The sequence below is a fragment of the Phyllobacterium sp. LjRoot231 genome, assembly GCF_964253365.1.
Taxonomy (GTDB): Bacteria; Pseudomonadota; Alphaproteobacteria; order Rhizobiales; family Rhizobiaceae; genus Phyllobacterium.
The window spans coordinates 2,342,137-2,368,713 of the sequence record NZ_CAXUQT020000001.1; the positions used below are offsets into that span (position 1 = coordinate 2,342,137).

Consider the following 26,577-nt stretch of genomic DNA (forward strand, 5'->3'; position numbering starts at 1 on the left):
CCAGGCGCGAGGCAACGAGAGACGTAAACCGCCCGATAGTGCAACAGACAAGGATCAGGACTTGGCATTTACACGAGGAGTCGGAAAGAAATGAAGCCCCCAAAATTCAATTCAGTTGACGAATATTTGGCCTCACTGGACCCTACGAAAGAAAGGACCCTCAGGTCCGTAATTGATGTGCTTCTTACCCAATTTCCGGAACTAGAGTCTAAAATTTCCTGGAACGTACCCACCATCCACAGGAATGGGAAATATGTAGTTGGCGTTTGTGCATACAAGCATCATCTAACATTTTCACCCTTCAGTTCTCGTGTAATTGAAGACTTCAAAGTGAGGTTGGGGAAATTTGTCGTCTTTAGGAACTGCTTTCAGATCCCTGTCGATTGGGAAATCGATAGAGAATTAGTGAAGGATATGGTCCGGGCCAGACTAGCCGAGCTGGATTAAGAATATCTTTGGCAGACACACGCTAGCATTGTCTCCAGCGGATTTTGGCCTTGCGAGTGGATTTGGAATGCAGGAACGGATGCCGGCCTCATGCAGGCTGGTGCGGATGATTGATGATTGGTACCTATCGCAAGATAGAAAAACAGCCGAATGAGGTGCACACAATATGAAAAAGAGCGCAACGACCACGGGCGAATCCCCTTCTCGGCTGATCGACGCGAGGATCAAGGAACTGGACGACTGGAGGGGCAAGACGCTCTCCAATGTACGCGCTCTCATCAAACAGGCTGACCTTGAGGTGGTGGAGGAGTGGAAGTGGAGAGGCGTTCCGGTTTGGTCTCACGATGGACTGATCTGCACCGGCGAGACATACAAGAGTGTCGTGAAATTGACTTTCGCCAAGGGCGCTTCGCTCGAGGACCCTTCAGGACTATTCAACTCCAGCCTTGAGGGCAACGTCAGGCGCGCTATCGATTTGCATGAGGGTGATGAAATAGATGAGGATGCCTTCAAGACGCTCATACGCGCCGCTGCGGCCCTGAACAGGTCCTGACCCTAATGCTGTAAAAACAACTGGCCGTTCAGTTGCCGTTCAACTTGATGCCGTTATAACTGTTATTGAAGAGCCCATTGAGGCTCCGTAACAGAGGCGGTGGAAGCACCGTAAAGATATGAACAAGTTTGTTGTTGCCGTTCTTCTGTCTGCCATTTCAGCTGGATCGGCATTTGCCGCCAGCGTCAAGAACGATGACGCCAGCGCCCAGACCATCGTTGTTACTGAAGGCTCAAGCAAAACCGAATTGCAGGTTGGCGCCGGCGAGAAGATCGAGTTCTGCAACAGCGGTTGTTTTGTGACCTTCCCCAATGGTGACCGCGAAGCCCTGACAGGCGGCGAGACCGTTGAAATCAAGGGTGGTAAGGTTTCGATTAAGTAAGCTTAGCGATTTGCTACATTACATACGAAGTTTACGAACCGGCTGGAATCAATTTTCAGCCGGATTTTTAATGCTTCATTCACTGTCGATACTATTTTTCAAACTATCGTTCACGCGGTACAGCCAGCTTCACTCTTCATTTTTACTTTCCCGATAAGTCCCTGACTGGTAGGCAATATTCTTGCCGGCTTGAATAGGTGCATGACTTCAGGGATGTGTTGTGGTGGATGCTCGTTCTGATAACAAGGCTATTGATCTCGTAGTTGATCTTGACGGCACGCTTATAGCCACTGATCTTCTGTGGGAAAGTACGTTTCAACTGCTCAAACAGAACATGCTGTATCTCTTTCTTCTGCCTTTCTGGGCGCTGAAGGGTAAAGGCTATCTCAAGCATCAGATATCGCTTCGTGTCGCGATCGATCCGGCGATACTACCTTACCGGGGGGAATTCGTCGCTTACCTGCGCGAGGAGCACGCCAAGGGCCGCCGTTTGGTGCTTGCGACCGGCGCCGCACGCAATTTTGCCGAAAGCATTGCCGCATATCTGGGTTTTTTCGATGCGGTCTACGCGACCGACGAAAGCCGCAATCTGACGTCCGCACACAAGACAAAATTTCTGCTCGATACATTTGGTGACGTCAAATTTGCCTATGCGGGAAACAGCAAGGCAGATGTTCCGGTGTTCGATGCGGCAAGCGAAGCCGTAGTTGTGGCGCCGGACCGGGCGGCAGCAAAATGGCAGCGCGTTCATTCGGCAAGATTGTTCGAAGCGCCGAAGACCAACTGGAAAACCTTTGTCAGGATGCTGCGTGTGCATCAGTGGATGAAGAATACGCTGATTTTTGTTCCGGCCATACTCGATCACGAAATTACGGACTGGCATATTCTTATCCAGGCAATCATTGCCTTCTTCGCTTTCTCATTTGCCGCCTCGGCAATTTATATTGTCAATGATCTGTTTGATCTTCCTCTGGATCGCCAGCATGCAAGGAAGAGGACCCGCGCCTTTGCCAGCGGTATATTCTCCATCTCCTTCGGCTTGAAGGTCGCCGTTTTTTTACTCGCTCTTTCCGGTTTGCTGGCCGCGCAATTGTCCTGGGTGTTTGGCGCCGTGCTGGTGGTCTATCTCATTTCAACCACGGCCTATTCGTTGTCGCTGAAACGCATGCTGCTGATCGACGTTTTGACGCTGGCTGGTCTCTATACGCTTCGCATTCTTGCGGGATCGGCGGCCAACCAGATTGAAGGCTCATTTTGGCTATTGGCGTTCTCGTCGTTCTTCTTTCTTTCCCTCGCTCTCGTCAAACGATACGTCGAACTGCAGAACACTGCGCTTGTCGAAAAGAACCGCATTGCGGGCAGGGGATACCGGCAGGCCGATCGTGAAGTCGTCGCCCAATGCGGCGTTTCATCGGCCTTTGCCGCTGCGCTGGTCCTCGCGCTTTACGTGAACAGCGAGGCCGTGGTCAGTCTTTATTCGTATCCATGGCTGATTTGGCCGCTGTGTCCGATTGTGCTCTATCTCAACATCCGCATCTGGATCCTGGCGCATCGCGGTGAGATGCACGACGACCCTGTCGTTTTCATCATCTCGGATTGGCGCAGTCAGATCGTGATCGCCATCGGTGCGGTGCTGCTGCTCTATGGTGGCATGCGCGTATGACTGCTGGCTATGACAGTTTCGGACGTATCGACAGACATTTGCGTGCGGCGATATCGCTTGATGCCGTGCGACAGCTTTTCGACGATGGACACCCGCAACCGGGCGGCTTTTTGCCGTTCGGCAACGGCAAATCCTATGGCGACAGCTGCCACAATGATCGCGGTACGCTGGTGGATATGCGAGGAAGCGACAAGCTTATCTCATTCGACCCGCAAACGGGCCTGCTCACTGCGGAAGCCGGCCTGATGCTGTCGGATATAATCGCGATTGCCGCGCCGCACGGATATTTCCTGCCGGTTACACCCGGAACACGTTTTGTCACTCTGGGTGGCGCCATCGCCAACGATGTGCACGGCAAGAACCACCATCGCCGTGGCACATTCGGTTGCCATGTCGAGCGTTTCGATCTTCTGAGGTCTGACGGCATCGTGGTCACCTGTTCACCCGGGATGAATTCAAGGTTGTTTGCAGCGACAATCGGCGGACTTGGGCTAACTGGCATTATCCTTTCCGCGACCATCCGATTGATGAAGGTCAATTCGCTGGATGTGATTGAGCGGATAAGAGCGTTCGCCAGTCTCGACGAATATTTCGATCTGGCGCCGCAGGCTGACAATGACAATGAATACGCCGTCGCCTGGGTCGATCAGTTAAGCTCAGGGAACAGAGCAGGGCGCGGTGTTCTCATTACGGGAAATCATGCGGGCAATGGAAATTTCGAAGCCAGAACGAAGGAATCCAAAGTTGGCGTACCTTTCGATCTTCCCATATCGGCGCTGAATTATCCGAGCCTCAAACTGTTCAACGCTGCCTACTATCATTTGAAAGGCCGGAAGCAGGAGCCGCACCTTTGCGGCTACCAGAGCTTTTTCTATCCGCTCGATCAGGTATCGAACTGGAACCGTCTTTACGGAAAGGCCGGGCTCTATCAACATCAAAGCGCTATCCCAGAAGAGTGCGCGCGTGTGGTCATACCGCAAATGCTGGCTGCAACGCGGGAGGCTCGGCAAAACTCGTTTCTGACAGTGCTCAAACGCTTCGGCAATGCGGCTTCGCCTGGCATGATGTCGTTTCCGCAAGCGGGCTATACGCTGACGGTGGACTTTCCCAATCACGGTGCTCGTACTCTTGCAGTGCTGGAACGTCTCGACCAGATGACAACCGATGCTGGCGGGAGGGTCAATCCTTACAAGGATCAACGGATGAGCGCCTCAGTTTTCAAATCCGGATTTCCGAGATGGAAAGAACTGGAACAGGAGCGGGACCCGGCATTCAATTCCAATTTCTGGGCGCGTTGCACTGGCATGGGAAGAGTGAAGTGAATCCGTCCGATGTTTCAAATTTTAGCAATGTGCTTGGGGTCTTTTCAACGCAGCTTTGCTACGCAGTCGATGGGCTAAAGGGGCCGCTCTGACATGACAAAATACATTCCGTTCATCCTGTTTACGGTCATGACCAACGCGGCGGCGCAGGTCATGCTGAAATACGGCATGATAACGCTCGGACCGGTCAGTTTCAGTGCCGATACGATTATCCAGCGAATATTCCAGATCGTCTTCAATCCTTGGGTTTTTGCTGGATTGACCATGTTCGTCATCTCCATGGCGTCCCATCTCTATGTGCTTTCCAAGGTCGATCTATCCTTCGCCTATCCGTTCCTCAGCCTCGCCTATGTGGTCGTCGCACTGTTCGCCTGGGCGGTGTTCAAGGAGGAACTCGGAACATTCAAGATAGCGGGCATCGCCTTCATCATGATCGGGACCGTTCTGATTGCCCAGAGCGGACGCCACGAAACGACAGAACCTGGCGAGCAAACGCCCCCCGCCTCCACAACATCTTCGTGAGTGAGTTGAATAAATGAGACACATTATTTTTGGTGGTGACGGTTTCGTCGGACGGCATCTCGCGCCGAAGCTGGTTGCCGGCGGCGAGGAAGTCATTGTTGCGGACATCTTGAAAAGTGATCTGTCTCACTATGGCGATGCGGCATTTGTCAAATGCGATGTGACCGATCCCAAGTCCATAGCAGCGGTTGGAATCAAGGCTGACGACATGGTCTACAACCTGTCAGCCAAGATGCTTTCGCCATTGCAGGTGCGGGCGAAGCGGCATGATTTCTTCTTTCCTGTCAATTACTTCGGTACCGAGAACATCATCAAGGCGATGGACAAGGCGAGTGCCAAGAAGCTCGTTCACTACACGACCGATATGATTTATGGCCATACCTACGTCTGGCCGCAGACCGAAGACCATCCTGCCGCACCGCTCGGCGAGTACGGAATGTCAAAACTCAAAACCGAGGAATTGGCTGCAGAATGGCGCATGCGCGGGATGAATATTTCCCTGTTTCGCCCACGCCTGATCATTGGGCCAGGCCGTCTTGGTATCCTGGAAAAACTGTTCAAACTGATCGATTACAACCTGCCGATACCGATGATTGGCTCGGGCAAGAATCCCTATCAGTTCATTTCGGTCTTCGATTGTGCCGAAGCGGCGCGTGCGGCATGGAAGGCGGGCGTGCCAAACGAGGCGTATAATCTTGGCTCACTCAATCCGCCACCGGTGCGAAAACTACTGGGCGATCTGGTAAAATTTGCCGGATCGAGATCGATCCTGCTGCCGACACCCGCTTGGGCGGTGAAAAGAACGCTCGACTTCTTCGACTGGATGAACAGGCCGATCATGGATCCGGAGCAATATTTGATCGCTGACGAAATGTGCGTACTCGATGTGTCGAAAGCGGAACGTCAGCTGGGCTGGGTGCCGCAACACCGCGATGAGGATATGTTGATCGCGGCTTACAAGGAATATCGCAATATTAAAGACGGTGAGACCGTGCGGCAACCATCGTCCATAGCGGCGGAATAACGGGGAATGGCGATGAACAAGGTTACTACGGCGGTACAGCACGAGGCGGTGCAGGGACTTGTACGCAAGCCAGATTTGATCTCGGTCGAAGAGGCCAAGGTGATGACGCTGCCGCGCATGACCGAGCTTTTCACCAAACATCTCAATCCCGGTCAGCTGCATTTCATGAAGCTGCTCGGTTTTCACAAGGTGAAGATCGAGCGCGCGGAAGGCATGCACTATTACGATCAGAACGGCCGCGCCATTCTCGATTTCTTCGGCGGCTTCGGCTCGCTCGCTTTCGGTCATAATCACCCGCGGATTGTCGAGGCGCGCAAGAAATTCCAGGACGAGAAGCGTCAGGAAATAGCCATCGCTTTCATGTCGCAATATGCGAGTGCCCTGGCGCATAATCTTGCAGCTTGCTCACCCGGCGATCTCGATATGGTGTTCCTCGGCTCGTCCGGCTCCGAGGCGATGGAGGCAGCGATCAAGGTCGCCGAGCGCGCTGCCGGGCCGAAGAAGCCGAAGATCGTTTACGCCGAGAATTCCTTTCACGGCAAGACCAAGGGTGTGCTGTCGATCACGGACGGGCAGCTTTATCGCGGTGACTTCAAGCTTGTCGATAATACAATCCGCGTTCCTTTCGGCGATATCGATGCCATTGAAAACGCCTTCCGTTCCGATCCGGAAATCGGGGTGATCGTTCTGGAAACCATCCAGGGCGGTGGCGGCATCATTCAGGCGCCGAATGAATATTGGCAAAAGCTGCGTGCGTTATGCGATCAGTATGGCGTCCTGTGGGTCGCTGATGAGGTTCAGTGTGGTTTTGGCCGCTCGGGCAAATTCTATGCGTTCGAACATGCAGGCGTTGTCCCGGATGTGACTGCCCTTGCGAAATCACTTGGCGGCGGCAAGGCGGCCGTCGGCGCGATGATCGCCCGGCGCGAGGTTTATATGAAGGCCTACGGCACGCCCAAGACGGCAATGATCCATGCCATGGCCACCTTTGGCGGTATTGGCGAAGCCTGCGTTACGTCAATCGAGGCGATCAATATTCTCTATGACGAGCATTTGATCGATAATGCTGCGGCAACGGGCGACTATCTGTTGCAAAAGCTCGAAGAGCTCAAAGCCAAATATCCGACGATGATCAAGGATGTGCGCGGCAAGGGCCTGATGATTGGCCTCGAGTTCCATGATTTCTCCAAGACTGTTCCCGTGGTGTTGCGTCCGGTTCTTGCGGTGCTCGATGACAAGCTAAAAGGGTCGCTCCCGGGTTTTATCGGCAGCCACCTCCTGCGCGACCATGGCGTGCTAGTCGCTTTCACTGAGTACAATCGCAATGTTATCCGCCTTGAACCGCCGCTGATTTGCGGCCGGGAGCATGTGGACGAATTCATCAAGGCGCTCGATGAAGTGCTTTCACGGGGTATCGTGCGCATCGTCAAGGATTTCGTCAAAGCGCAGGTAAAGTAAGATCAGAGCTCTATGAGAAAGCCGGGGATTGGCCTGGCTTTCCGCTGTCAGGGTTTTTCGAAGAGTTTAATATCCGGCCTGAGCAACAAATCCCAACAATCATTGAGTTTTACGATTATCCGGTCCGCCAGAGCTTTTTCGTAGACCTTCTGCAGCGAAAGCCGGGCGCTGGTCGTAGGACATGATGGGCGCAAAACGCCGTCGGTTGCACGGAGCGACGTTTCTTCTGCTTGCGTCAAACCGCCGACCGTACGGAACGGGTCAGCGCCGATCTGGATATCTCGCGTTGCGTCACGATCGAGAATCCACGGAAACGGATTGACGAAATCCAGCGTCATCAAACGGTTCAGATGAATGCCGTTCTGGCTCTCGAACTGTTTGAGGGCTTTGACGACACGATCGGCGGAGATGACCCAATACATCTGGTAGTCGAGCTCGGAATAGAGCTGCCAACTCGGCAGTTGTTCCTTCTCGGCAAGCTGGCGATAAGCTCCGGCATTCAGCGCGTAATGGGATTCCAACAGATTTACCCGTTCCATGATATCTCGGCGGGTGGAAACGAGGCCCATCGTTCTCACATCCGTGACTGGAGCCGCCACATAGGTCGGCGCGACCGCGACAAAGCGCAAGGTTCCCTGCATAACCTTGGTAATCGTTGGAATCGCGGTGAATGCGACGAGGCAATAGACAATCAGCCGGTGTCTTTCGGTCAATGCCGGTGTCTTGCGCAACATTGCAAGCAGCACCGGCCAAAGAAAGATGAACTCCTGACTGCCGGTATTCTGAGTCTCAAGGAATATGCCGGCCACCAGCGTGACGCAGATCCATAACCAATCCCGATCCAGCAGTGCTGCGACGCTCGCGGTTGTCGGCTTCTGACGCAGATCGTGCAGACGGTCCACAAGGGTAGCCCGGTCGAGCCAGAGCAGGAACAGGATCAGAACTGCCGCCGCAAGGATAACGTCGAGTTTGATCGAGAAAACGGTCAGGAAGCGAGGCAGAAGCAAGCCTTCGTTCAACTGGACCAGTGCTACGATGCTTTCGATATAAGCAGATACCATTCCATGGTTGAACTCGAGGAGTAAGAGTGCCGCGGCAAAGATGCACATGGCCAGCAATACATGCCGCCACATCAGACGCCCTGCGAGAATCGCGAAGAGACCAATCAGTCCACCCGCCAGAAATCCGGTGATCTTGGTCAGGAACAGCGCCAACATTGACAGTGCAGCAATAACAGCAAGCTTCCTGCCGTTCGGCACAAACACCAGCGCGCTCACCAAGACGTAAAGCAGGAGCGAGGTATGACGGTTGTAGATGCCGAACCCATTGACGCCCGGATAGGAATGAAAGCTCTGCGTGTTGGTTGGGCAGAGGGCGAAGATCAGAAACGGAATGAGGACAGCAAATGCAATCTTCCGGCTGTGACCGTCGATCGCGGCAACAACAACAGCCATCAAGGGCGCTGCAGAAATCAACACCGACCATTGTGCAATTAACGTAGGCTGGCCGCCGGGAAAGAGTTTCTGCAACCAGTAAAACTGGTAGTAGTCCAAGGCGCCGACGGGGGCGAGGAAATCCACAGCCGGTATCTGGCCAAGTTTTATGCGCTGGGCTGCATCGAGATAGATATAAGTGTCCCAGTACATCGGGCCGATTGGGACGACCAAAGGCAGAGATAGAAGAACAGTAACAAATACGAGAACGAGGACGAGCAACACCAATGGTGAGAATATTCGGGCCGAAATTCTCGTGGAGCTTCTGGAAATATTCGACATTCGACTTCGATTCAGGTTCTGCGGCGCGAGAAGACTATCTTTAAAGGTCCAATCCTCCACATTGCGTTAAATGGGGATCGAAATTGCCGAGCGCTTCCATAAAATACCGCCAGTTTAATGCGCGTCGCGGCGTGTTTTGGCCATGTCGCAAACAGGCCTTAGCGATGGACATACGAAACGCCATAGTGCAAAAAATTGTTGGAAGCCGTTCCGGCCGTCGATCGATACCAAAGGACAGAGTGAAATGAAGACTGAGGCGCGTGTTGTCGTTATCGGCGGTGGTGTGGTGGGTGTTTCGACGCTCTATCATCTGGCCAAGAAAGGCTGGAGTGATGTGGTTCTTATCGAGCGCAAGGAACTGACATCTGGTTCGACCTGGCACGCCGCCGGCCTGCTGCCGTTGTTCAACATGAGCTATTCGGTTGGCCAGATCCACAAATATTCGGTCAAGTTCTATCAGGAACTGCAGGAAGAGACCGGCATGAATGTCGGCTTCACGAATTGCAGCAATATTCGTCTGGCCCGCACCAAAGATCGCTGGGACGAATATATGTATTATGCCGGTGTGGCCGAGACCATCGGCGTTCCGGTCAAGCTGCTGACACCGGAACAGGTCAAGGAAATCTGGCCGCTCGCAGAAATGGACGGCATTCTCGGCGCGATCCAGCATCCCGAGGATGGCTATATCCAGCCCGCGGATTTGACGCAGGCACTCGCCAAGGGTGCGCGCGATCGCGGCGCAACGATCTATCGCTACACGACCGTTCTCGGCATCGATCAATTGCCGTCTGGCCAATGGCTGGTAAGGACTGACAAGGGCGACATCACCGCCGAACATGTGGTGTCGGCAACGGGCAACTTTGCCCGCAAGACCGGCAAGATGGTCGGCCTCGATGTGCCGGTTATCCCCGTGGAACATCAGTATATTGTTACCGAGCCGCATCCCGCTATTCTTGAGCGCAAGGCCAAGGGCCTGCCGGAAATGGGCGTTCTGCGCGAGAGCGATAGTTCTTGGTACATGCGCGAAGAAAATGGCGGCTTGCTGCTCGGACCTTATGAGCGAGGCGCGCCGGTCTGCTATGTCGATGGTCCCTCGGACGCCAGCGAATATGAACTGTTCCAGGAAGATCTGGATCGCCTTGAGCCCCATATCGAAACGGCTATCGCACGTGTTCCGGCGTTTGGCGAAGTCGGTATCAAGAAGGTCTACAATGGCGCTATCGCCTATACGCCCGATGGATCCCCGATCATTGGACCGGCTCCGCGTCTGAAGAACTTCTGGTTGAATGAAGGACACTCCTTTGGTGTCACTGCGGCCGGCGGTGCCGGTTGGCAGCTGGCCGAATGGATCGTCGAGGGCGAACCCTCTATTGACATGATGGGCGTCGATCCGCGCCGCTTTGGCCCTTATGCGACCGAAGGTTACCTCAAGGAAAAGAATGAGGAAGCCTATGCCGAGGTCTTCTCGGTTCACTACCCGGACGAGGAGCGTGGCGCTGCCCGGCCATTGAAGCGTTCGCCTTCCTATGACCGCCAAAAGGAACTGGGCGCTGTATTCGGCACTGTCTATGGTTGGGAGCGTGCCAACTGGTTCGCACCGCAAGGTTACGGGCTTGATGTTGCCAAACTCGACAAGCCGGATGTGCTGATGAACCATAACCATCCGAAGCCTGATGCCGATGGCAAGGTCAAGGAACTCTGGTCGTTCCGTCGTTCGAACTATTTCGAGCATGTCGGTCACGAGATCAAGAATGTGACGAACAATGTCGGGCTCCTCGACATGTCGGCTTTCGCCAAGATGGAAGTTTCCGGTCCTGGCGCGCGCGCGTGGCTCGATTCGATCCTCGCCAATCGCATTCCGAAGAAGCAGGGCCGCATCGCGCTGTGCCATCTCCTGACACCATTGGGCGGCGTTCGCTCGGAATTCACGGTCTATGAATGGTCGCCGGGCAAGTTTTATCTCGTTTCGGCGGGTGCTTACGAAAACCACGACCACGATTATCTGCATAAGCTCCTGCCGAGCGATGGTTCGGTCACCTTGCGTCCGATTACGCAGATGTACGGTGTTCTCGTGCTGGCTGGACCCAAGAGCCGTCAGGTTCTGGAAAAGCTCACGCGTGCCGATCTGTCCAACGAGGCATTTCCGTGGCTTTCCGGCAAGGAGATCAGCGTCGGCACCGCAACGGCGCATGCACTGCGCGTCAATTTTGTTGGCGAACTCGGCTGGGAACTGCATCACCCTATCGAACAGCAGAACACCATCTATGATCTGCTGCTTGAGGCCGGTGCGGAATTCGGTATCAAGCCATTCGGTATCCGCGCCATGACCGCCATGGCGGTGGAAAAATCCTACCGCTTGATTCCGCGTGAATTGTCGATCGAATACAACGCCTTTGAAAGCGGTCTTGATCGTTTCGTTCATCCCAACAAGGGTGACTTCATTGGCCGCGATGCTGTGGTCAAGGCGCGCGAAAACGGCTTGAAATGGAACTTCGTCACGCTTGAAGTGCACGTTCCGGGTGTCTCGGACGTCGATGCGCGCGGCAGTGAACCGATCTATGTGAAAGGTGAACTTATCGGACGCGCAACCCATGGCGGCTATGGCTGGCGCCTCGGCAAGAGCATTGCGCTTGCCATGGTGAAGCCGGACTATTCCGCGCTGGGTACTCAGGTTGAGATCAAGATACTGGGGAAGACCCACAACGCGACTGTGATTCCAGAATCACCGTTCGATACTGAAAATGAGCGCTTGAAGGCTTAAACGTCAGCGTTTATCTCGAAAATGGCGCCCCAAGGGGGCGTCATTTTTGCTTTGGCGGCTTTGTTCAACAGAATGTGATCGAGCTTGAAGTCGCTTTGCGTTCTAGCGATTTGAGTTACACTCCTCGCATGTCATCGCGCACGAAGACTCTTTGTAGTTTTCTGTCACTGGCGGCTTTGTTGGCCAGTTTTTCGACGCGCGCACAATCAGCTGATATCGACGTCGATGTAGAACTGGTTCTTGCGGTCGATGCTTCCCGCTCTATGGAAACCTTTGAACAGAAAATCCAGCGCGACGGCTATGTTGCTGCGCTCCGCCGCAAGGAAGTGGTCGACGCTATTCGTGACGGTATTCACGGCCGCGTCGCAATTACCTATGTGGAGTGGGCCGGATCGAACGTGCAACGTATCATTGTTCCGTGGACGCTTGTTGATGGCGTCGACTCCGCCGAAAAACTGGCAACTGCCCTCGATCAACCGATTCCGTCAACGCAAAGCCGAACCTCTATCTCCGGCGCTATCGATTTCAGCAGCACCCTTTTTGACAATAACGGCTTCAAAGCGCTGCGAAGGGTTATCGATATTTCGGGCGATGGCGCGAATAACAACGGCCGCCCGGTGGCCGAGGCGCGTGATCAGGCGGTTGCCAAGGGTATAACGATCAACGGTTTGCCGCTGATGACCCGTGGAGATTTCTACTCAGACTGGGCGGTGAAGGACCTCGATCTTTACTACAGTAGCTGCGTCATTGGCGGGCCGGGCGCTTTTATGGTCCCGGTCAATTCCTGGGACCAGTTCCCCGAGGCAGTGCGCCGTAAACTGGTTCTGGAGCTAGCCGGTGGTAGCCCCACGATGCAGAAAGCAGATTGGCTGCCTTCACAGAAATTGCCGCTAATCCTGGCCCAGGACAAGCCGGAGATCGATTGCCTGTCCGGAGAGCGTATCTGGCAGAAGCGAATGCAGGACTGGGAATCCAGATAAATTATGCTGCCATCAACTGCTTGCGATCAGCGCGTTCCTGCTGCGGCGAGCGCCCGTAAAGTTCCCGGTAGCATTTGGAAAAATGCGATGCGGAGACGAATCCGCACGCGACTGCCACTTCCACGATCGGCATGGACGACTGGATGAGGAGGTGACGCGCACGATCGAGGCGGATTTCAAGATAGTAACGGGCGGGGGAACGGCCCATTTCCTGCCGGAACAGCCGCTCGATCTGGCGGCGTGACAAGCCGACATGGTCGGCAATCTCGATCAATGACAAGGGTTCCGAGAGGCGAGCTTCCATCAATTCGATTATGGTCAATACCTTGGAGTTCTGGACGCCGAGACGGGCACGCAGTGGCAGTCGCTGGCGATCATGCGGACTGCGTACGCGGTCGGTCAGCGCTTGCTCGCAAACGCGATTGACGATGTTGTCGCCAAAGTCGTCACCGATCAGCTTCAGCATCATATCGAGAGCGGCAGTACCGCCGGCGCAAGTGTAAATATTGCCGTCGACTTCGAAGAGATCGGCATACACATCGGCCTTGGGAAAGGCTTCGGCGAAACCTGGCAGGTTTTCCCAGTGGATTGCGCAGCGCTTGCCCGAAAGCAGGCCAGCTGCGGCAAGAATATGTGCGCCGGTGCACAAGCCGCCGACGGCAACGCCGCGATTGAACTCCTCGCGGAGCCAGGCAAAAACCGATTTGTTCTGGAATTTTTCGACATGCACACCGGAACAGACGAAAACCATGGAAGGCCGTTCTTCACCCGTCAAGTACCGGCGCTCATCTTCCAGCGATGAATTGGCTGCGCATTCTACGCCATTTGATGCTGTGACGGGCTTGGCATCCACGGAAGCCAGACGCCAGCGATAAGCCTCGTATCCAAGCATGCGATTGGCGATGCGGAGCGGTTCGATGGCTGTAGCAAACGCGATCATCGAAAAGTTCGGCACGAGGAAGAAAACGAAAGAGCGCTTATTGAGACCGATGTGATCCATTGATTCTAGGTTCCCGTATCTGGCTTTAAGGCCATGTCGCAACTGAAGTAACAACTTCAACTTACGGGCGTGGTCTCGAGAGCTTTTTTTCAGATAGAACCATAGAATTATTCTAAATGGAAGGGAGGGAACCTGTGTCGCAAAAGCGCAGGTATCACATATAATAAAAGGGAGCAGATGGACTGTTATCTGCTCCCTTGAGTTGACTGGTTCATGATTTTAGGACCGCGACTTTTTTAGCTGATTGCATTCGCCAACCTGCCGTTCATAAAGATCCGGCCAGCCAATGTCGCAACGCATGTATTCCGGCAATCCATCAAGTGCCAGTTCCGTAGCGCGCAGGCGGCGTTCACGGATGAAAATCTCGCGTCCTGTTCTAATGCGTGCGGCCAGGCGATTCGCGCGATCGACAACTGAAGTAGCAATGCGTTCTGCGAAACTTCTCGTGTCGCTCTGGTATAGTTCATCACAAGTGCTCATTTTCCTTCTCCTTCTTTCGGCGGGGCCACAATTTTCATTGGCGTCCGTTTCATGATCTTGACTATCGCCCGAAGTTGATGTTCAATCAAACGAAATTACGAAACACTATGTTTCAGAAAAATTGATGAAGGAGAATGCGCCATGTCAGCCCCGATGCATCATCCCATTCCGATCCTGGACCTCGATGTCTTGCGTACCTTTGCGATGATTGCCGAGACTGGCAGTTTTTCGAGCGCAGCCAATGCGGTGTTTCGCACCCCCTCGGCTGTTTCCATGCAAATCAAAAAGCTGGAGGAAACGTTGGGCCACGTGCTGCTCGAACGGGACGCGCGTTCGGTAAAACTGACACCGAGCGGCGAAGTTCTCCTTGGCTTTGCAAGGCGCATGCTGGCGCTCAATCGCGAAACGGTTGCGAAGTTCATAGCGCCGACGGTTTCCGGTGTTGTGCGGCTTGGTGCGCCGGACGATATCGGCGAACGGGTGCTTCCGTTTGTCTTGAAGCGTTTTGCGGAATCTCATCCGGACGTGACCGTCGATGTGGTCATTGATCAGAGCAACAATTTGCGCAAGCGCCTGGACGAGCAACGGCTTGATGTCACTCTGGTCAACGTTAATGAGACGCTGGCCAAGATGGATGACATAGAAGTTCTCATGACCGAGGACATCATCTGGGCGGGTGCCAAATGCGGCACAGCCCATGAACGTAATCCCTTGCCGCTTTCCATGTGGGAAGAGGGGTGCATCTGGCGCGCCAACGCGATCAGTGCGCTTGAAAGTGCGGGCCGCGAATATCGCGTTGCCTATATGAGCGCCCATACGATGGGTCAGCGTGCGGCAATCGTCGCAGATCTTGCCGTTGCGCCTTTTTCGAAATTCCTTCTGGAAGACAATATGGTGCAGCTCGGCGCTGAGCACGGTCTGCCACCACTTGGCGAATCCAAGCTCGGCATGCTTATTGCGAAGAATGCGGGTGCGCATGTCAAAGCTGTCGCACAGCATCTACGGGTTTATTTTGAAGGGTATGAGCGGACTGGCAAGCTTAGCTGCTAGAGACTTTTGCCAATCCACCCTGATGGCCATCTAATGTGATTTTCTGCGCTTCCGGTGCTCACGGACCAATACGTCCGCTGCGCTCCGGTTCTCGAAAATCGCACCAGCTGACTCATCAGGTTGAATTCTCAAAAAGCCTCTTATCTGCTTGCGCAGTAATCCTTCAATGCTCTGACAAGGTCCACACTCGTCTGCTTCTGTGATGCGGTTTCGAATCCGAGCCGCCTTGCCGCTTCGCTGATCACGGGCGCGGTCACGGCGCATGATGAATGGATTTCGTCAAACGGAATGCGATCCAGCAGCAAACTGACATTGCTGATGTTGATGCCGGAGCCGGGCATGATCTTGATTCTGCCTGCGGCAAGTTTAAATGTCTTTTCCAGATCATCCATCCCCTCAGGGGACGTCAGTGCGCGACCCGATGTCAGGATGCGCTCGAATCCAAGATCGACGGCCATCTCGACAGCTTCAGCAAGATCCGGGACGAGATCGAATGCGCGATGCAGCGTAACGCCCAGACCGTTGCATTGTCTGATGAGGCGTTCGAGTGTCGTGTGGTCGAGCTGACCGTTGGCAAGATTGGCACCGAAAACCACACCAGCTAGCCGGGCGGAACGCACGACATCGATCTCACGCAGCATTGCGTCAATATCGGCTTCAACAAAAACGAAATTGCTCGGGCGAGGACGGATCATGGCGTATATGGGGATAGGGGAGACAGCAGCCTGTCCGATCAGTCCCGGTGTTGGCGTCAGTCCGCCCAGTTCGAGCGCCGAACAGAGTTCAATACGGTCCGCACCACCGGCGATGGCCGCCGCCAGCCCCTCGGAGCTGTCGACACAGACTTCCAGAAGGATGCTCATTTGGCCATTTCCATCAACCCGAGGACACCTGCGCCAATGAGGCCGGGTTCAATCTTCAGTTCTGCCGGGATGACCAATGGTTTATCGGTTTTCCGCAGAATGCGCGCGCGAACCGCTTCATCCAGTCGCTCGATAAGGCGAACAGAATTGGCGAGCCCTCCACCAACGGGCACGATGGATGCGCCGACGACGTTGATCGTCATCGCAAGTGGGCCACTGACGATATCGATGTAGACTTCAATGGTGCGTTCGGCTGCGGGGTCGCCGGCATTCCACGCCGCGATAATCCCGGTACTCGGCAGATCCACACCATGCAGGTGGGCGTGCAGTCTTTCCATGCCGCGGGCCGCGCCGACTGCATCGACGCAGCCGACCTGGCCGCAGCCGCAGGCATAGCGCGGAATAGCGACAGGCGGATTGCCCGCCAAGGTTGCCGAGACGGGTCCATGGCCCCATTCGCCAGCGAAACCGCCAGCGCCTTCGTGAATCTTGCCGTTGATGACAATGCCACCACCGACACCTGTGCCAAGGATGACACCGAATACGATACGGTGGCCGCGTCCCGCGCCAACAACGGCTTCGGATAACGCAAAGCAATCGGCATCATTGGCGACGAGCACCGGCCTTTGCAGCTTTTCGCTGAGATCAGCGACCAATGCACGGCCATGAATGCATGGAATATTGGCGCAAGTGATCTTGCCCGTATCGGAATCGACAACCCCTGCGATGGAAATCGATATCAAGCTTTTGGGGTCAGCACCGCCGTCTGCTGCGATCTTTTCGATAGCTGACGCGAAGGCATCAAAGTCTAGTAGCGGTGTCGGAACTTTTGGCAGCGGTCTTATATCTTCAGGCGAGTAAGCAATTGCGCCTTTGATGGCAGATCCGCCAATGTCAAAGCAGGCTATCATGAGAAATATTTCCGGAATCAATCATCGTAGATGTGTGATAGCGGAAATTGAGTGCCGGACAAAGCTATTCGCGGTTGCGGCGCGTTGCCCGATCTTCGCGAGACCGGCGACGTGGGGTTGCATCGCCTGCCACACCATCCTCGCTGACATTCTTGCGCGGTGGCAGGGTCACGGCCTTTGACAGCTTTGGAAAGGGGTCGATCTTGTTTGGCATGGCCATGGCATAGACGAAGTGTTCCTGGAACTTTGGCTCCAATGCCGTCTCGATCTTCTCGATGCGCGTGACCGTATCCTCGATTTCGCGGCGATAGTTGCGATTGAGCAAGGCCATCCGGGCGCCTGTGCCAGCCGCATTGCCTACGGCCTGGACCTTATCGAGATCGCAATCGGGGATGAGCCCAAGAACCATCGCATATTTTGGATCGATGAAGGATCCGAAGGCCCCGGCAAACCTGATCTGGTCGACATGATCGATGCCAAGCTTGTCCATCAATAGCTTGATACCAGCATAAAGCGCGGCCTTTGCAAGCTGGATCGCGCGCACGTCGTTCTGGGTGATTGTTATGGCTGGCGAACCTTCGTGCAGAAGATACGAAAAAGTCCGACCGGTTGCTCTGACGCGCGGGGATTTTGCGACGAGACTGCCATCGACAACGCCGTCTTCCGAAATGATCCCGGAGAGGTACATCTCAGCAATGACCTCAATGATGGCGGAGCCGCATATCCCTGTAATACCACTGGCTTGCACGGCTTCGTTAAAGCCCGGCTCGTCTGACCATTGTTCTGTGCCGATAACGCGGAAACGCGGCTCCAGCGTCACGGGATCGATACGCACGCGCTCAATGGCGCCGGGCGCGGCGCGCTGACCACCGGAAATCTCTGCACCCTCAAAAGCGGGGCCGGTAGGTGAGGATGCTGCGACTGTCCGCTGCCTGTTACCCAGAACAATTTCAGCGTTGGTGCCGACGTCGACGAGCAGCATCATCTCGTCCTGGCGGTGCGGGCCTTCTGCCAGTGTTGCAGCAGCAGCATCGGCGCCGACATGTCCGGCAATGCACGGCAGCATGTAAACCCGCGTTCCAGGGTTCATCGGCAAGCCGATTTCGGAGGACTTGAGATGGACTGCGCCGGAAACGGCGAGCGCAAAAGGTGCGCCGCCAAGTTCCGTTGGGTCTATGCCAAGGAAGAGGTGATGCATGATTGGATTGCCGACGAAGACCGCGTCAAGAATGTCCTCGCGGGCAACACCGCCCTCAGCGCATACTTTATCGATCAAGCGGTTGATCGCTTCGCGCACAGCCAAGGTCATGCCCTCGCGGCCATCGGGGTTCATCATGACGTAGGAAACGCGACTCATCAGGTCTTCGCCGAAGCGTATCTGCGGATTGGACGTACCAGCGGAAGCAATGGTGCGAACCGAGAGGAGCGACGACAGATGCATCGCGATGGTCGTTGAGCCGATATCGCAGGCAATGCCGTAAGCCTCGTTCTTGAGGCCCGGCCAAAGTCCGATCATCGTTGGACGCGCGGTTTCCTCGTCGTAGTGAATAGCGGCGGTCACGCCCCATTCACCCTTGCGCAAAATTCTCTGCACATTGGCCAAAAGGTAGGTATCGACTTCCAGATCGCGGACACCCCATTCATTTTCAAGGGCAATCTTCAGACGATCGAGATCCCCAAGCGGCTTGTGCATATCGGGTTCTTCCACCTCGACATAGCACATGCGAACAGCCGGGTTGCGCTCGATAATGCGCGTATCGGCGTCCTTGCGCACGACCTGGGCATTGATCTGAACGTCCTGCGGGACGTCAACCACAAGATCCCCAAGGATTGTCGCGGAGCACGAAAGACGCCGACCTTCCTTCAGGTCGCGTTTTTCGGCGTAGCGCTGTTCTTTCGGGCCAAATTCTGAAATGTGATCGTTGGAGGAGGTTATGCCGTGCTTGGCAAAACGGCCTTCCTGCACCTCGACCTGGCAGCGCCCGCAAATGCCGCGCCCGCCGCAGACACTTTCGACATAGACGCCGAGGGTGCGGGCAGCTTCCAGAACCGCGGTTCCAACAGGAAAACGCCCACGCTTGCCCGACGGCATGAAGAGAACGAGCGCTTCCTTTGCCGATGCCTCTGGTGCTTTGACGGGTGCGTTCACGAGCGATACTCCAAAACTTTCAGGCGAGGGGCAGCTTAGCCGTCCACCGCCTTTCTATGCTGGTCAGTTTGCGTAACGCAAACCGTCAGCCTGCGGCGCCGCGCCGCGCCTCGCGTCCGCCACGACGGCGCCCGCCGCCAGCGGAATCTGCAGGGACGGATACAGCGGGAGCTGCTCCTGCTGCTGCCGGCTGGTGGTCGCGATATTTCTTGATCCAGTAGGTGCAATTGGCGTCTGTACCGTTCAGAACGTTGGCTGCATGAACGGCTTCCATTTCCTGCGGACGGCAGGGATTCATGATCGCCGAGGTCATGCCAGCGCCAATCACCATCGGGATGAAGCCGGCATTGATACCGTGACGGTGGGGGAGACCGAAGGAAATGTTCGACAGGCCGCAGGTGGTGTTAACTTTCAATTCTTCGCGCAGGCGGCGCAGCAGTGCGAAAACCTGACGACCGGCATCGCCAAGCGCCCCGATCGGCATGACCAGCGGATCGACGACGATGTCATGGGCAGGGATGCCGAAATCGGCAGCACGTTGCACGATCTTCTTGGCGACTGCAAAGCGGACATCCGGGTCCATGGAAATGCCGGTTTCATCATTGGAGATGGCAACGACTGGAACATTGTACTTCTTGATCAGCGGCAGAATTGCCTCGAGTTTTTCCTCTTCCCCGGTCACGGAATTGACCAGGGGACGGCCTTTGGCAACTTTCAGCGCCGCCTCGATGGCAGCGCTTACCGAGCTGTCGATCGATAGCGGTACGTCCACCAAATTCTGAACGATTTCAAGCGTCTGAACCAGAAGTCCCGGCTCTGTCGCATTGGGATCGACCGCGGTAACACCCGCATTGACGTCCAGCATGGTCGCGCCCGCAGCAACCTGTTCCAGCGCGTCCCTGATGACCGTATCGAAATTGCCGACGATCATTTCGGCGGCGAGCTTCTTGCGACCGGTCGGATTGATCCTTTCGCCAATCACGCAGAAGGGCTGATCAAATCCGATGATGATTTCTCTGGTCGCCGAGGCAACGATCGTGCGGGTCATTCAGGATATCCTCAATTGCTGGCTGCAGATGCGTATTGGCCGCTATCTACGTTCCATGAGCCGCGATCGACGAGCCACTCGGACGATTTCTTCAATCCACCAAACGGGAAGATGTGGATTTGCTTGATGACCGAGGTCGGACTGGAAATAACATGCTGCTCGATTGGTCCAACGACACCTTCCGGCGAATGGCTGGTGGCGAGGGCGGTCAGCGACAGTGCATTCTTCTTCAGGAAGCTGATCGAATTGCCGACGCCGCACATGGCAGCATATTTGATCAGGGTGGTGATTTTGGCAGGGCCTGCAACACCGAGATGCACAGGCAGGTCGACGCCATGCTGGCGCAGCGATTCCGAATAGCGGATGAAGCGGTCAGCATCGAAACCGAACTGGGTGACGACGCGCAGTTTGGCGCCGGTGCGTTCACCGAAATTCTTCTTCAGGCGCAGTGCTTCGATCGCAACCGCTTCGGAGAATTCCGGGCTGCCTTCGGGATGACCGGCGACACCCATTTCGGTGATGCCGTATTTGTCGAAGAAGCCTGTTTCCAGAACTTCCATCGTGGAGGAGAATTCACCAGTCTGACGCTCGAGACCACCGCCAATGACGAGAACGTCAGTCACGCCAGCTTCCTGCGCGGCGCGGCGAACGCGGGTCTCAAGGGCTCCTTTGGACGACAGACGGCGCGAGGCAAAATGCGGAACTGGCTTGTAACCAAGATCATGAATGCGCTTCGCGGCCGCCGTCAGCGTATCGACGCTGTCGGTTCCCATGTCTGTGATATAGACGCGGGTGCCAGCCGGAAACAGACCGGGCAAATCCTGCGATTCAATAGCCTGGCGTGCCGCGACTTCAATGGATGCTGCGATTTTGCTCATTTGATCCTGCTGGGGCTTCGCTTTGAATTCATGAATTGTCATGTCCACCTGCCTTTACGAGCGCCACAAGGCGTTCCCGATCATATTCATTGTCAATACGGGCGAGGGCTGTGTCAGCCTCGGTCTCCAGATCGTCACTCACAGGCACCGGAGTGCCGCGGCGCCATTCCGCCAGATAGGCATCGGAATCTTTCGCGCCAATGCGCATCGCACACATGTCGATGGCCTCGGTAAAACGAATCGGAAGCTCGCGCTTGGCTGCCTGGCGTCCTTTTTTGACGGTCACTTGAGCGGGAATGTCCCGCCAATAAACGACAATGAGATCAGCCATGCAATTCATCCTCCGACGAGGACCCTTTTGCCGGAAAATCAGGGGTTAAGCTTGCTATCTCACGACGCGCGCGCACTCAAATGCGACGTGTGCCATTGGTGTTTTTGCGACAGGTAATTTTCTTAGAAAGGCCAGAAACTGGCGGCGTAGGCGAGAACGCTTGCGGCAATGAAAGCAAAGCCCGTGACAATGCCGATCGAGACGACACCCAGCACCAGTCCGCCAAACATCAATCTGCCGTCGCGCTCGCACAGCGCAATGCCGATGATAGCGGTGGCCAAAGCCGGCAACCAATTGGAAAGCGGCATGGGCAGGACGACCGACATGCCGAGAATGGTGGTAAACGCACCCAGCCAGCGATCACCCTGTCGTCGTCCGAATGGCCAGTTGCGCGGTCGAATGTACCTTTCCAGCCATTTCAACCAAGGAACAACCTTGTCGGAGACCAGACGGAAGCGATCCGGGGAGATGGTTTTCGTTCGCATGAAAGCCGGAAGCCAAACAGATTCGCGGCCCATTACCATCTGGACCGAGACCAAAACGAGAGGAATTCCGGTTACGACGCCAGTACCCGGTGGCAAGGGCAGGAGATTCAGAATGGCGAAAAACGTCAGCAGTGCAGCGAAGCTGCGATCGGTGAAGGCGTCTTCAAGCTCAGTGAATGACACGGGCGCGGTGGCGGTCAGCGACAAATCCTCGAAGACCTGTGAGAGCGGGCGGGGGTCATTATCCGCTGTTGAATGCACAGCCGCTTCTTCCGGCTTCATTTTATCTTCTGCGTCGATAGCGGCCATCTTCTCGTCTTCGTTCACATTTTGACGCATATGGCGCGACATCGGTGACATTGCAATGACGAAAAATGTCAGCGCTTCAGTTCAAGTACATCCACGAGAGATTCGCGGGCGGGTGCAGGGAACTCGATTCGAAACTCATTTTTTGCCGTTCGGTAAGTATAACCTGCCTGGTCGATGTCCGGACCGGCGCCATAATTCTTCGGCTTCTCACCTGCAACATAGCCAACGCCAAGGTAGGTCAGGCGTTTATCGCTTTCAGTGTAGAAACGACCCTTGGTGCGCTGGGAACCGCTTGTTTTTTCAAGCATCCAGCCTGACCCATCGTCGGTGACACGGCATTTGAACCAGCCATAGATCACCAGCGCCGGTTCGTTGCCAAGCTTTGCCGTTCGACATTTCCATTCGCCAGTCATGTCGAAATCTTCACTGAAGGGCAGGTGGGGCTTGGCCAGGATTTCCTCCAACCGTTTCACGTCGGTTGGAGTGCCGCCTTTTCTTGCTGCATCGATTGCCTTGTTCCTAGTGTCTTCATAGCTGTCGAGACGGGCCTGATCAGACTTCGTGATAATTCGCGTGATTGCCCCATCCGCGTGGGCAAAACCTGCACAAGAAACAAGGAGAATCGTGGCGATAGCGGCGCGAAACATCGTGAAATGGCTCTTTCTGGTGCTTTATGACGTCATATGTGGTGAGCGGCGGCGGTCAAAGCTGGCACAAGATCACCGTAACCAGTAAGGCGCCGCTCATAGGCAAGGCCGAGGAAGGCTGCAGCCCGTTCGGCCTTGAGGCTCAGTTCAGGATCATCTGTTTGCGCCATATAAATCATTTTTGTGTAGTTACCGAAATACATGTCACGCAATTCCGGGTGCCGATCCAATCCCAGCGGCTTGACCATAAACGCTTCGAAATGGCGGGCGAGGAAATCCGTCATGAAAAACGACGTCATGTCGTCGTCCCACTGTGACGCGAAGGCTTCATTACCGACATAGAACGAAAAGCAATGCGGACCGGCGATACGTTCGACGCCGTGTTTCTCACAGACGCGATCAAGCATGCCACCCGTACCGCAGTCTGCATAGCCGACAAATATGCGTGTTATGCCTTCCGCTTTGGCTTTGACAATCGCTCGATTGACCGATGGCGCAATCTTGTCGGGATAGTGGTGATAGATCGCGGGGAGGCACTTGAGATCAATATGGTCGAGGCCAAATTGTTCACGTATCGCCAGGATTTCGCGCGCAATCATGCCGCACGCAATGACCCGTACGGTCTCCGGTGATTTCGTTGACTTTTGGCTTGCATTCATGGAACTGATTTTACTCCATCGCGTTGTTCCAGCGTTGGATTTAATTCTAGCAGAACGGGAGATACCGTCCATGAAACTATCACATATCGCTCCGATTGCCGCTGTGCTTGCAGTCGTCGCACTTGCCGGCTGTGCCAATACCATTCGTGGCATGGGTCAGGATACGGCCAACACCGTAAACGCAACCCAGAGCGCTGGTCATCGCGTGGCAAAGGCTGCCAATTAATTAACGCTTAAGGCCGTCTCGGGCCTCAGCCGTTTATTGATTTATTGCTAACAAAACGGTCGCATGCTTATGCGGCCGTTTTGCATGCCATCAAGCTCCCGAAAGCTGATTGTGCTTGCGTTTCATGTAAGCTTTGGCGGTCTCAACCGCAACCGCCGCATCCCGGCAATAGGCGTCGGCGCCGACGGCCTTGCCGAACTCTTCATTTAGAGGTGCGCCGCCAACCAGAACGACATAGTCGTCACGGATGCCCTTTTCCTTCATCGTGTCGATGACGACTTTCATGTAGGGCATGGTTGTCGTGAGGAGTGCCGACATGCCGAGAATATCGGGTTTGTGCTCTTCGATCGCTGCCAGATATTTTTCGACCGGATTGTTGATACCAAGGTCGATGACGTCGAAGCCTGCACCTTCCATCATCATGCCGACGAGGTTCTTGCCAATATCGTGGATGTCGCCCTTGACCGTGCCGATCACGAGCTTGCCCTGTTTGGGCGCGCCGGTTGCCGCAAGGAGAGGACGCAGGATAAACATACCCGCCTTCATCGCGTTGGCTGAAAGCAGCACTTCCGGCACGAAGAGAATACCGTCGCGGAAATCTTCGCCGACGATGCGCATACCCTCGACCAGAGCTTCGGTCAGAACGCGGTAAGGCACCCAGCCGCGCTCGAGGAGGATATTGGTGCCTTCCTCGATTTCTTCCTTCAGCCCGTCATACAGATCGTCATGCATTTGCTCGACGAGTTCATCGTCCGAAAGCTCCGAAAGAATGATTTCATCATCGGCCATGGGTATGCTTCCTCTCAAGCGTTATGCACATGTCACTAACATAACTGGTGTTTGTTTAACATATCGGGCAAGTTGCTGAAAACGCACCGCTTAAATGCGACCTAGTAAATGACGAAAACGACCGGCTGTTTGTCTCCGATGCGCCACCCGGTGCCGCACACGGAAACGCCCCTGCAACTGCCAGGGTTAGATTTGATTTGCTTAAGAAGAAGTCTGCGCTTGTGACGCGCTGAGGAGACAAGAAAATGATTGAGGAAACGCCAGTCGATGCCCCCGCGGAAGCGGAGACAAGCAGTGGACGTCGCGGCCGCGGCGCTGGTGCGGGTGCTGCTGCACGGCGCGCTGCCCGTTCTGGTGGGGGTCCCGGCAAGTCGCTGACCTATATCACGCGCAAGATCCGCACCTATGAAGTGTTGGATGAAGAAGGTTTGGCGCTGATCGAGGCCAATGCGGATACTGTGCTTGAAGAGATCGGCATTGAATTTCGCGACGATGCGGAAGCCTTGGCACTGTGGAAAGAGGCAGGTGCCGATGTCAAAGGCGAGCGCGTGCATTTCCCTAAAGGCCTTCCGCGTTCCCTGCTGAAGACTGCTCCGCCAATCTACACGCAGCATGCGCGCAATCCGGAGCGTTCTGTTCAGATTGGCGGCAACGCCACTGTCTTCGCACCCGTTTACGGACCGCCCTTCGTGCGTGATCTTGACGGCAATCGCCGCTACGCGACAATCGAAGACTTCAACAATTTCGTCAAACTCGCCTATATGGCGCCGTCCATCCACCATTCGGGCGGTACCGTATGCGAGCCGGTCGATGTGCCGGTCAACAAGCGCCATCTTGATATGGTCTATGCTCACATCAAATATTCCGACAAGCCGTTCATGGGTTCTGTCACAGCGCCGGAACGTGCGGAAGATACGATCTCCATGTGCAAGCTGGTGTTCGGCGAGGACTATCTTGATCAAAATACGGTTTTGACCAGCCTGATCAATGCGAATTCTCCCATGGTGTTCGATGAAACCATGTTGGGCGCCTTGAAGGTATATGCGCGCAACAATCAGGCTTGCATCGTTACGCCGTTCATTCTCGCAGGCGCCATGAGCCCTGTGACAGTGGCAGGCACGCTGACGCAGGTTCTGGCCGAGGTTCTTGCGGGTGCGTCTTTCACCCAGCTGATTCGTCCGGGCGCTCCGGTGATTTTCGGAACATTCGCGTCGTCGATCTCCATGCAATCAGGCGCGCCGACCTTCGGCACACCGGAACCCTCGCTGGTTTCCTATGGCGCCGCGCAACTGGCACGCCGTTGCGGATTGCCTTTCCGCACCGGCGGCTCGCTCTGTGCTTCGAAGGTTTCCGATGCACAGGCAGCCTATGAGAGCGCCAATACCTTGAATTCGACGCTTCTTGCCGGGACGAATTTCGTGCTGCACGCGGCAGGTTGGCTCGAAGGCGGTCTGGTTTCGTCTTATGAAAAGTTCATGATGGATATCGACCAGCTCGGCATGGCTCAGAAAATCGCGGAAGGTGTTGACCTGTCCGAGAATGGTCAGGCAATGGATGCTATCCGGCAGGTTGGACCCGGCAGCCACTATCTTGGTTGCGACCACACTCAAGCCAACTTCCAGACAGCGTTCTATCGCTCGAATATTGCCGACAACAATTCCTACGAGCAGTGGCTGGCGGAAGGTGAGAAGCGTGCCGACCAACGCGCAAATGAACTCGCCCGCCGTTGGCTGGAATCCTATGAAGGACCTTATCTCGACCCGGCCATCGATGAATCCCTGAAAGAGTTCATCGCCAAGAAAAAGGCCTCGATGCCCGACGCTTTCACCTGAAAGAAGCCCGAAGACGGCCGGGCTAAAGTGGCC

General features: G+C 55.1%; 26 protein-coding genes. 13 read left to right on the forward strand and 13 right to left on the reverse strand.

The window, feature by feature from the left end; translation table 11 throughout:
* Nucleotides 1–90: 90 nt before the first annotated feature.
* The 8 genes from ACSQ3H_RS11495 to ACSQ3H_RS11530 all read left to right on the forward strand — a co-directional run bounded on the left by ACSQ3H_RS11495 (nt 91) and on the right by ACSQ3H_RS11530 (nt 7,371).
* A complete protein-coding gene (locus ACSQ3H_RS11495; RefSeq protein WP_436117186.1) occupies nt 91–447 on the forward strand; it encodes an iron chaperone in 357 nt (118 codons plus the stop codon).
* Between the two features lie 166 nt (nt 448–613).
* Entirely contained in the window at nt 614–1,000 is a 387-nt protein-coding gene (locus ACSQ3H_RS11500; protein ID WP_436117187.1) for a DUF1801 domain-containing protein, read from the forward strand.
* A gap of 118 nt (nt 1,001–1,118) precedes the next feature.
* Complete coding sequence (locus ACSQ3H_RS11505) at nt 1,119–1,382, forward strand: hypothetical protein (protein ID WP_436117188.1); 264 nt, start codon at nt 1,119–1,121, stop codon at nt 1,380–1,382.
* Nucleotides 1,383–1,605: 223 nt separating this feature from the next.
* A complete protein-coding gene (locus tag ACSQ3H_RS11510) occupies nt 1,606–3,045 on the forward strand; it encodes a UbiA family prenyltransferase (protein WP_436117189.1) in 1,440 nt (479 codons plus the stop codon).
* A complete protein-coding gene (locus ACSQ3H_RS11515; RefSeq protein WP_436117190.1) occupies nt 3,042–4,367 on the forward strand; it encodes an FAD-binding protein in 1,326 nt (441 codons plus the stop codon). Before ACSQ3H_RS11510 ends, ACSQ3H_RS11515 begins: the two co-directional genes overlap by 4 nt.
* A 93-nt stretch (nt 4,368–4,460) precedes the next feature.
* On the forward strand, nt 4,461–4,889 hold the full coding sequence (locus tag ACSQ3H_RS11520; RefSeq protein ID WP_436117191.1) for an EamA family transporter: 429 nt from the start codon (nt 4,461–4,463) through the stop codon (nt 4,887–4,889).
* Between the two features lie 13 nt (nt 4,890–4,902).
* A complete protein-coding gene (locus tag ACSQ3H_RS11525) occupies nt 4,903–5,913 on the forward strand; it encodes an NAD-dependent epimerase/dehydratase family protein (protein WP_436117192.1) in 1,011 nt (336 codons plus the stop codon).
* Between the two features lie 12 nt (nt 5,914–5,925).
* Nucleotides 5,926–7,371 carry an aspartate aminotransferase family protein gene (locus ACSQ3H_RS11530; protein ID WP_436117193.1) on the forward strand — a complete coding sequence of 482 codons (1,446 nt, stop codon included), beginning with the start codon at nt 5,926–5,928 and terminating at the stop codon, nt 7,369–7,371.
* Between the two features lie 47 nt (nt 7,372–7,418).
* On the opposite strand, the gene ACSQ3H_RS11535 is transcribed toward ACSQ3H_RS11530, so the two are convergent.
* Nucleotides 7,419–9,146: a hypothetical protein gene (locus ACSQ3H_RS11535; protein ID WP_436117194.1), complete on the reverse strand. Its 1,728-nt coding sequence runs from the start codon at nt 9,144–9,146 to the stop codon at nt 7,419–7,421.
* 244 nt (nt 9,147–9,390) lie between these two features.
* On the opposite strand from ACSQ3H_RS11535, the gene ACSQ3H_RS11540 reads away from it, so the two are divergent.
* Nucleotides 9,391–11,907: a GcvT family protein gene (locus ACSQ3H_RS11540; RefSeq protein WP_436117195.1), complete on the forward strand. Its 2,517-nt coding sequence runs from the start codon at nt 9,391–9,393 to the stop codon at nt 11,905–11,907.
* 74 nt (nt 11,908–11,981) lie between these two features.
* Nucleotides 11,982–12,887, forward strand: coding sequence for a DUF1194 domain-containing protein (locus tag ACSQ3H_RS11545; RefSeq protein WP_436117196.1), 906 nt, complete (start codon nt 11,982–11,984; stop codon nt 12,885–12,887).
* A 1-nt stretch (nt 12,888) separates the two neighbouring features.
* Here ACSQ3H_RS11545 and ACSQ3H_RS11550 read toward each other — a convergent pair whose 3' ends face one another.
* The gene (locus ACSQ3H_RS11550) at nt 12,889–13,887 is read right to left on the reverse strand and encodes a GlxA family transcriptional regulator (protein WP_436117197.1); all 999 of its coding nucleotides are present in this window, start codon (nt 13,885–13,887) and stop codon (nt 12,889–12,891) included.
* A gap of 219 nt (nt 13,888–14,106) precedes the next feature.
* Nucleotides 14,107–14,367: a hypothetical protein gene (locus ACSQ3H_RS11555; RefSeq protein WP_436117198.1), complete on the reverse strand. Its 261-nt coding sequence runs from the start codon at nt 14,365–14,367 to the stop codon at nt 14,107–14,109.
* A 141-nt stretch (nt 14,368–14,508) separates the two neighbouring features.
* On the opposite strand from ACSQ3H_RS11555, the gene ACSQ3H_RS11560 reads away from it, so the two are divergent.
* Complete coding sequence (locus ACSQ3H_RS11560) at nt 14,509–15,417, forward strand: LysR family transcriptional regulator (protein ID WP_436117199.1); 909 nt, start codon at nt 14,509–14,511, stop codon at nt 15,415–15,417.
* A gap of 140 nt (nt 15,418–15,557) precedes the next feature.
* Here ACSQ3H_RS11560 and ACSQ3H_RS11565 read toward each other — a convergent pair whose 3' ends face one another.
* From ACSQ3H_RS11565 to ACSQ3H_RS11605, 9 genes are all read right to left on the reverse strand, one after another.
* Nucleotides 15,558–16,280, reverse strand: a complete 723-nt coding sequence (locus tag ACSQ3H_RS11565) for a copper homeostasis protein CutC (RefSeq protein WP_436117200.1) — start codon at nt 16,278–16,280, stop codon at nt 15,558–15,560.
* A complete protein-coding gene (locus ACSQ3H_RS11570; protein ID WP_436117201.1) occupies nt 16,277–17,191 on the reverse strand; it encodes an ROK family protein in 915 nt (304 codons plus the stop codon). The genes ACSQ3H_RS11565 and ACSQ3H_RS11570 overlap by 4 nt, the downstream gene beginning before the upstream one ends.
* A 64-nt stretch (nt 17,192–17,255) precedes the next feature.
* Nucleotides 17,256–19,283 (reverse strand): ASKHA domain-containing protein, encoded by a 2,028-nt coding sequence (locus ACSQ3H_RS11575; RefSeq protein WP_436119420.1) that lies wholly within the window; start codon nt 19,281–19,283, stop codon nt 17,256–17,258.
* 142 nt (nt 19,284–19,425) lie between these two features.
* Entirely contained in the window at nt 19,426–20,388 is a 963-nt protein-coding gene (locus ACSQ3H_RS11580) for a methyltetrahydrofolate cobalamin methyltransferase (protein WP_436117202.1), read from the reverse strand.
* A gap of 11 nt (nt 20,389–20,399) precedes the next feature.
* Nucleotides 20,400–21,266, reverse strand: coding sequence for a methylenetetrahydrofolate reductase (locus tag ACSQ3H_RS11585; RefSeq protein ID WP_436117203.1), 867 nt, complete (start codon nt 21,264–21,266; stop codon nt 20,400–20,402).
* Between the two features lie 28 nt (nt 21,267–21,294).
* Nucleotides 21,295–21,597 carry a virulence factor gene (locus ACSQ3H_RS11590; RefSeq protein ID WP_436117204.1) on the reverse strand — a complete coding sequence of 101 codons (303 nt, stop codon included), beginning with the start codon at nt 21,595–21,597 and terminating at the stop codon, nt 21,295–21,297.
* Between the two features lie 122 nt (nt 21,598–21,719).
* On the reverse strand, nt 21,720–22,391 hold the full coding sequence (locus tag ACSQ3H_RS11595; protein ID WP_436117205.1) for an exopolysaccharide biosynthesis protein: 672 nt from the start codon (nt 22,389–22,391) through the stop codon (nt 21,720–21,722).
* Nucleotides 22,392–22,459: 68 nt separating this feature from the next.
* Entirely contained in the window at nt 22,460–23,038 is a 579-nt protein-coding gene (locus ACSQ3H_RS11600) for a DUF4893 domain-containing protein (protein WP_436117206.1), read from the reverse strand.
* A gap of 32 nt (nt 23,039–23,070) precedes the next feature.
* A complete protein-coding gene (locus tag ACSQ3H_RS11605; RefSeq protein WP_436117207.1) occupies nt 23,071–23,697 on the reverse strand; it encodes a DUF1638 domain-containing protein in 627 nt (208 codons plus the stop codon).
* Between the two features lie 70 nt (nt 23,698–23,767).
* Here ACSQ3H_RS11605 and ACSQ3H_RS11610 point away from each other — a divergent pair, with 70 nt between their 5' ends.
* Nucleotides 23,768–23,923 carry an entericidin gene (locus ACSQ3H_RS11610; RefSeq protein ID WP_436117208.1) on the forward strand — a complete coding sequence of 52 codons (156 nt, stop codon included), beginning with the start codon at nt 23,768–23,770 and terminating at the stop codon, nt 23,921–23,923.
* Between the two features lie 90 nt (nt 23,924–24,013).
* On the opposite strand, the gene ACSQ3H_RS11615 is transcribed toward ACSQ3H_RS11610, so the two are convergent.
* On the reverse strand, nt 24,014–24,712 hold the full coding sequence (locus tag ACSQ3H_RS11615) for a corrinoid protein (protein ID WP_436117209.1): 699 nt from the start codon (nt 24,710–24,712) through the stop codon (nt 24,014–24,016).
* Nucleotides 24,713–24,957: 245 nt separating this feature from the next.
* Here ACSQ3H_RS11615 and ACSQ3H_RS11620 point away from each other — a divergent pair, with 245 nt between their 5' ends.
* Nucleotides 24,958–26,544, forward strand: a complete 1,587-nt coding sequence (locus tag ACSQ3H_RS11620; RefSeq protein WP_436117210.1) for a trimethylamine methyltransferase family protein — start codon at nt 24,958–24,960, stop codon at nt 26,542–26,544.
* The last annotated feature ends 33 nt before the right edge of the window (nt 26,545–26,577 follow it).

Coding starts and splice junctions, on each gene's coding strand:
- ACSQ3H_RS11495 (WP_436117186.1), top strand. CDS start 91: ATGAAGCCCCCAAAATTCAATTCAGTTGACGAATATTTGGCCTCACTG.
- ACSQ3H_RS11500 (WP_436117187.1), top strand. CDS start 614: ATGAAAAAGAGCGCAACGACCACGGGCGAATCCCCTTCTCGGCTGATC.
- ACSQ3H_RS11505 (WP_436117188.1), top strand. CDS start 1,119: ATGAACAAGTTTGTTGTTGCCGTTCTTCTGTCTGCCATTTCAGCTGGA.
- ACSQ3H_RS11515 (WP_436117190.1), top strand. CDS start 3,042: ATGACTGCTGGCTATGACAGTTTCGGACGTATCGACAGACATTTGCGT.
- ACSQ3H_RS11520 (WP_436117191.1), top strand. CDS start 4,461: ATGACAAAATACATTCCGTTCATCCTGTTTACGGTCATGACCAACGCG.
- ACSQ3H_RS11525 (WP_436117192.1), top strand. CDS start 4,903: ATGAGACACATTATTTTTGGTGGTGACGGTTTCGTCGGACGGCATCTC.
- ACSQ3H_RS11530 (WP_436117193.1), top strand. CDS start 5,926: ATGAACAAGGTTACTACGGCGGTACAGCACGAGGCGGTGCAGGGACTT.
- ACSQ3H_RS11535 (WP_436117194.1), bottom strand. CDS start 9,146: ATGTCGAATATTTCCAGAAGCTCCACGAGAATTTCGGCCCGAATATTC.
- ACSQ3H_RS11540 (WP_436117195.1), top strand. CDS start 9,391: ATGAAGACTGAGGCGCGTGTTGTCGTTATCGGCGGTGGTGTGGTGGGT.
- ACSQ3H_RS11550 (WP_436117197.1), bottom strand. CDS start 13,887: ATGGATCACATCGGTCTCAATAAGCGCTCTTTCGTTTTCTTCCTCGTG.
- ACSQ3H_RS11555 (WP_436117198.1), bottom strand. CDS start 14,367: ATGAGCACTTGTGATGAACTATACCAGAGCGACACGAGAAGTTTCGCA.
- ACSQ3H_RS11560 (WP_436117199.1), top strand. CDS start 14,509: ATGTCAGCCCCGATGCATCATCCCATTCCGATCCTGGACCTCGATGTC.
- ACSQ3H_RS11565 (WP_436117200.1), bottom strand. CDS start 16,280: ATGAGCATCCTTCTGGAAGTCTGTGTCGACAGCTCCGAGGGGCTGGCG.
- ACSQ3H_RS11570 (WP_436117201.1), bottom strand. CDS start 17,191: ATGATAGCCTGCTTTGACATTGGCGGATCTGCCATCAAAGGCGCAATT.
- ACSQ3H_RS11575 (WP_436119420.1), bottom strand. CDS start 19,283: ATGCCGTCGGGCAAGCGTGGGCGTTTTCCTGTTGGAACCGCGGTTCTG.
- ACSQ3H_RS11580 (WP_436117202.1), bottom strand. CDS start 20,388: ATGACCCGCACGATCGTTGCCTCGGCGACCAGAGAAATCATCATCGGA.
- ACSQ3H_RS11585 (WP_436117203.1), bottom strand. CDS start 21,266: ATGAGCAAAATCGCAGCATCCATTGAAGTCGCGGCACGCCAGGCTATT.
- ACSQ3H_RS11590 (WP_436117204.1), bottom strand. CDS start 21,597: ATGGCTGATCTCATTGTCGTTTATTGGCGGGACATTCCCGCTCAAGTG.
- ACSQ3H_RS11595 (WP_436117205.1), bottom strand. CDS start 22,391: ATGGCCGCTATCGACGCAGAAGATAAAATGAAGCCGGAAGAAGCGGCT.
- ACSQ3H_RS11600 (WP_436117206.1), bottom strand. CDS start 23,038: ATGTTTCGCGCCGCTATCGCCACGATTCTCCTTGTTTCTTGTGCAGGT.
- ACSQ3H_RS11605 (WP_436117207.1), bottom strand. CDS start 23,697: ATGAATGCAAGCCAAAAGTCAACGAAATCACCGGAGACCGTACGGGTC.
- ACSQ3H_RS11610 (WP_436117208.1), top strand. CDS start 23,768: ATGAAACTATCACATATCGCTCCGATTGCCGCTGTGCTTGCAGTCGTC.
- ACSQ3H_RS11615 (WP_436117209.1), bottom strand. CDS start 24,712: ATGGCCGATGATGAAATCATTCTTTCGGAGCTTTCGGACGATGAACTC.
- ACSQ3H_RS11620 (WP_436117210.1), top strand. CDS start 24,958: ATGATTGAGGAAACGCCAGTCGATGCCCCCGCGGAAGCGGAGACAAGC.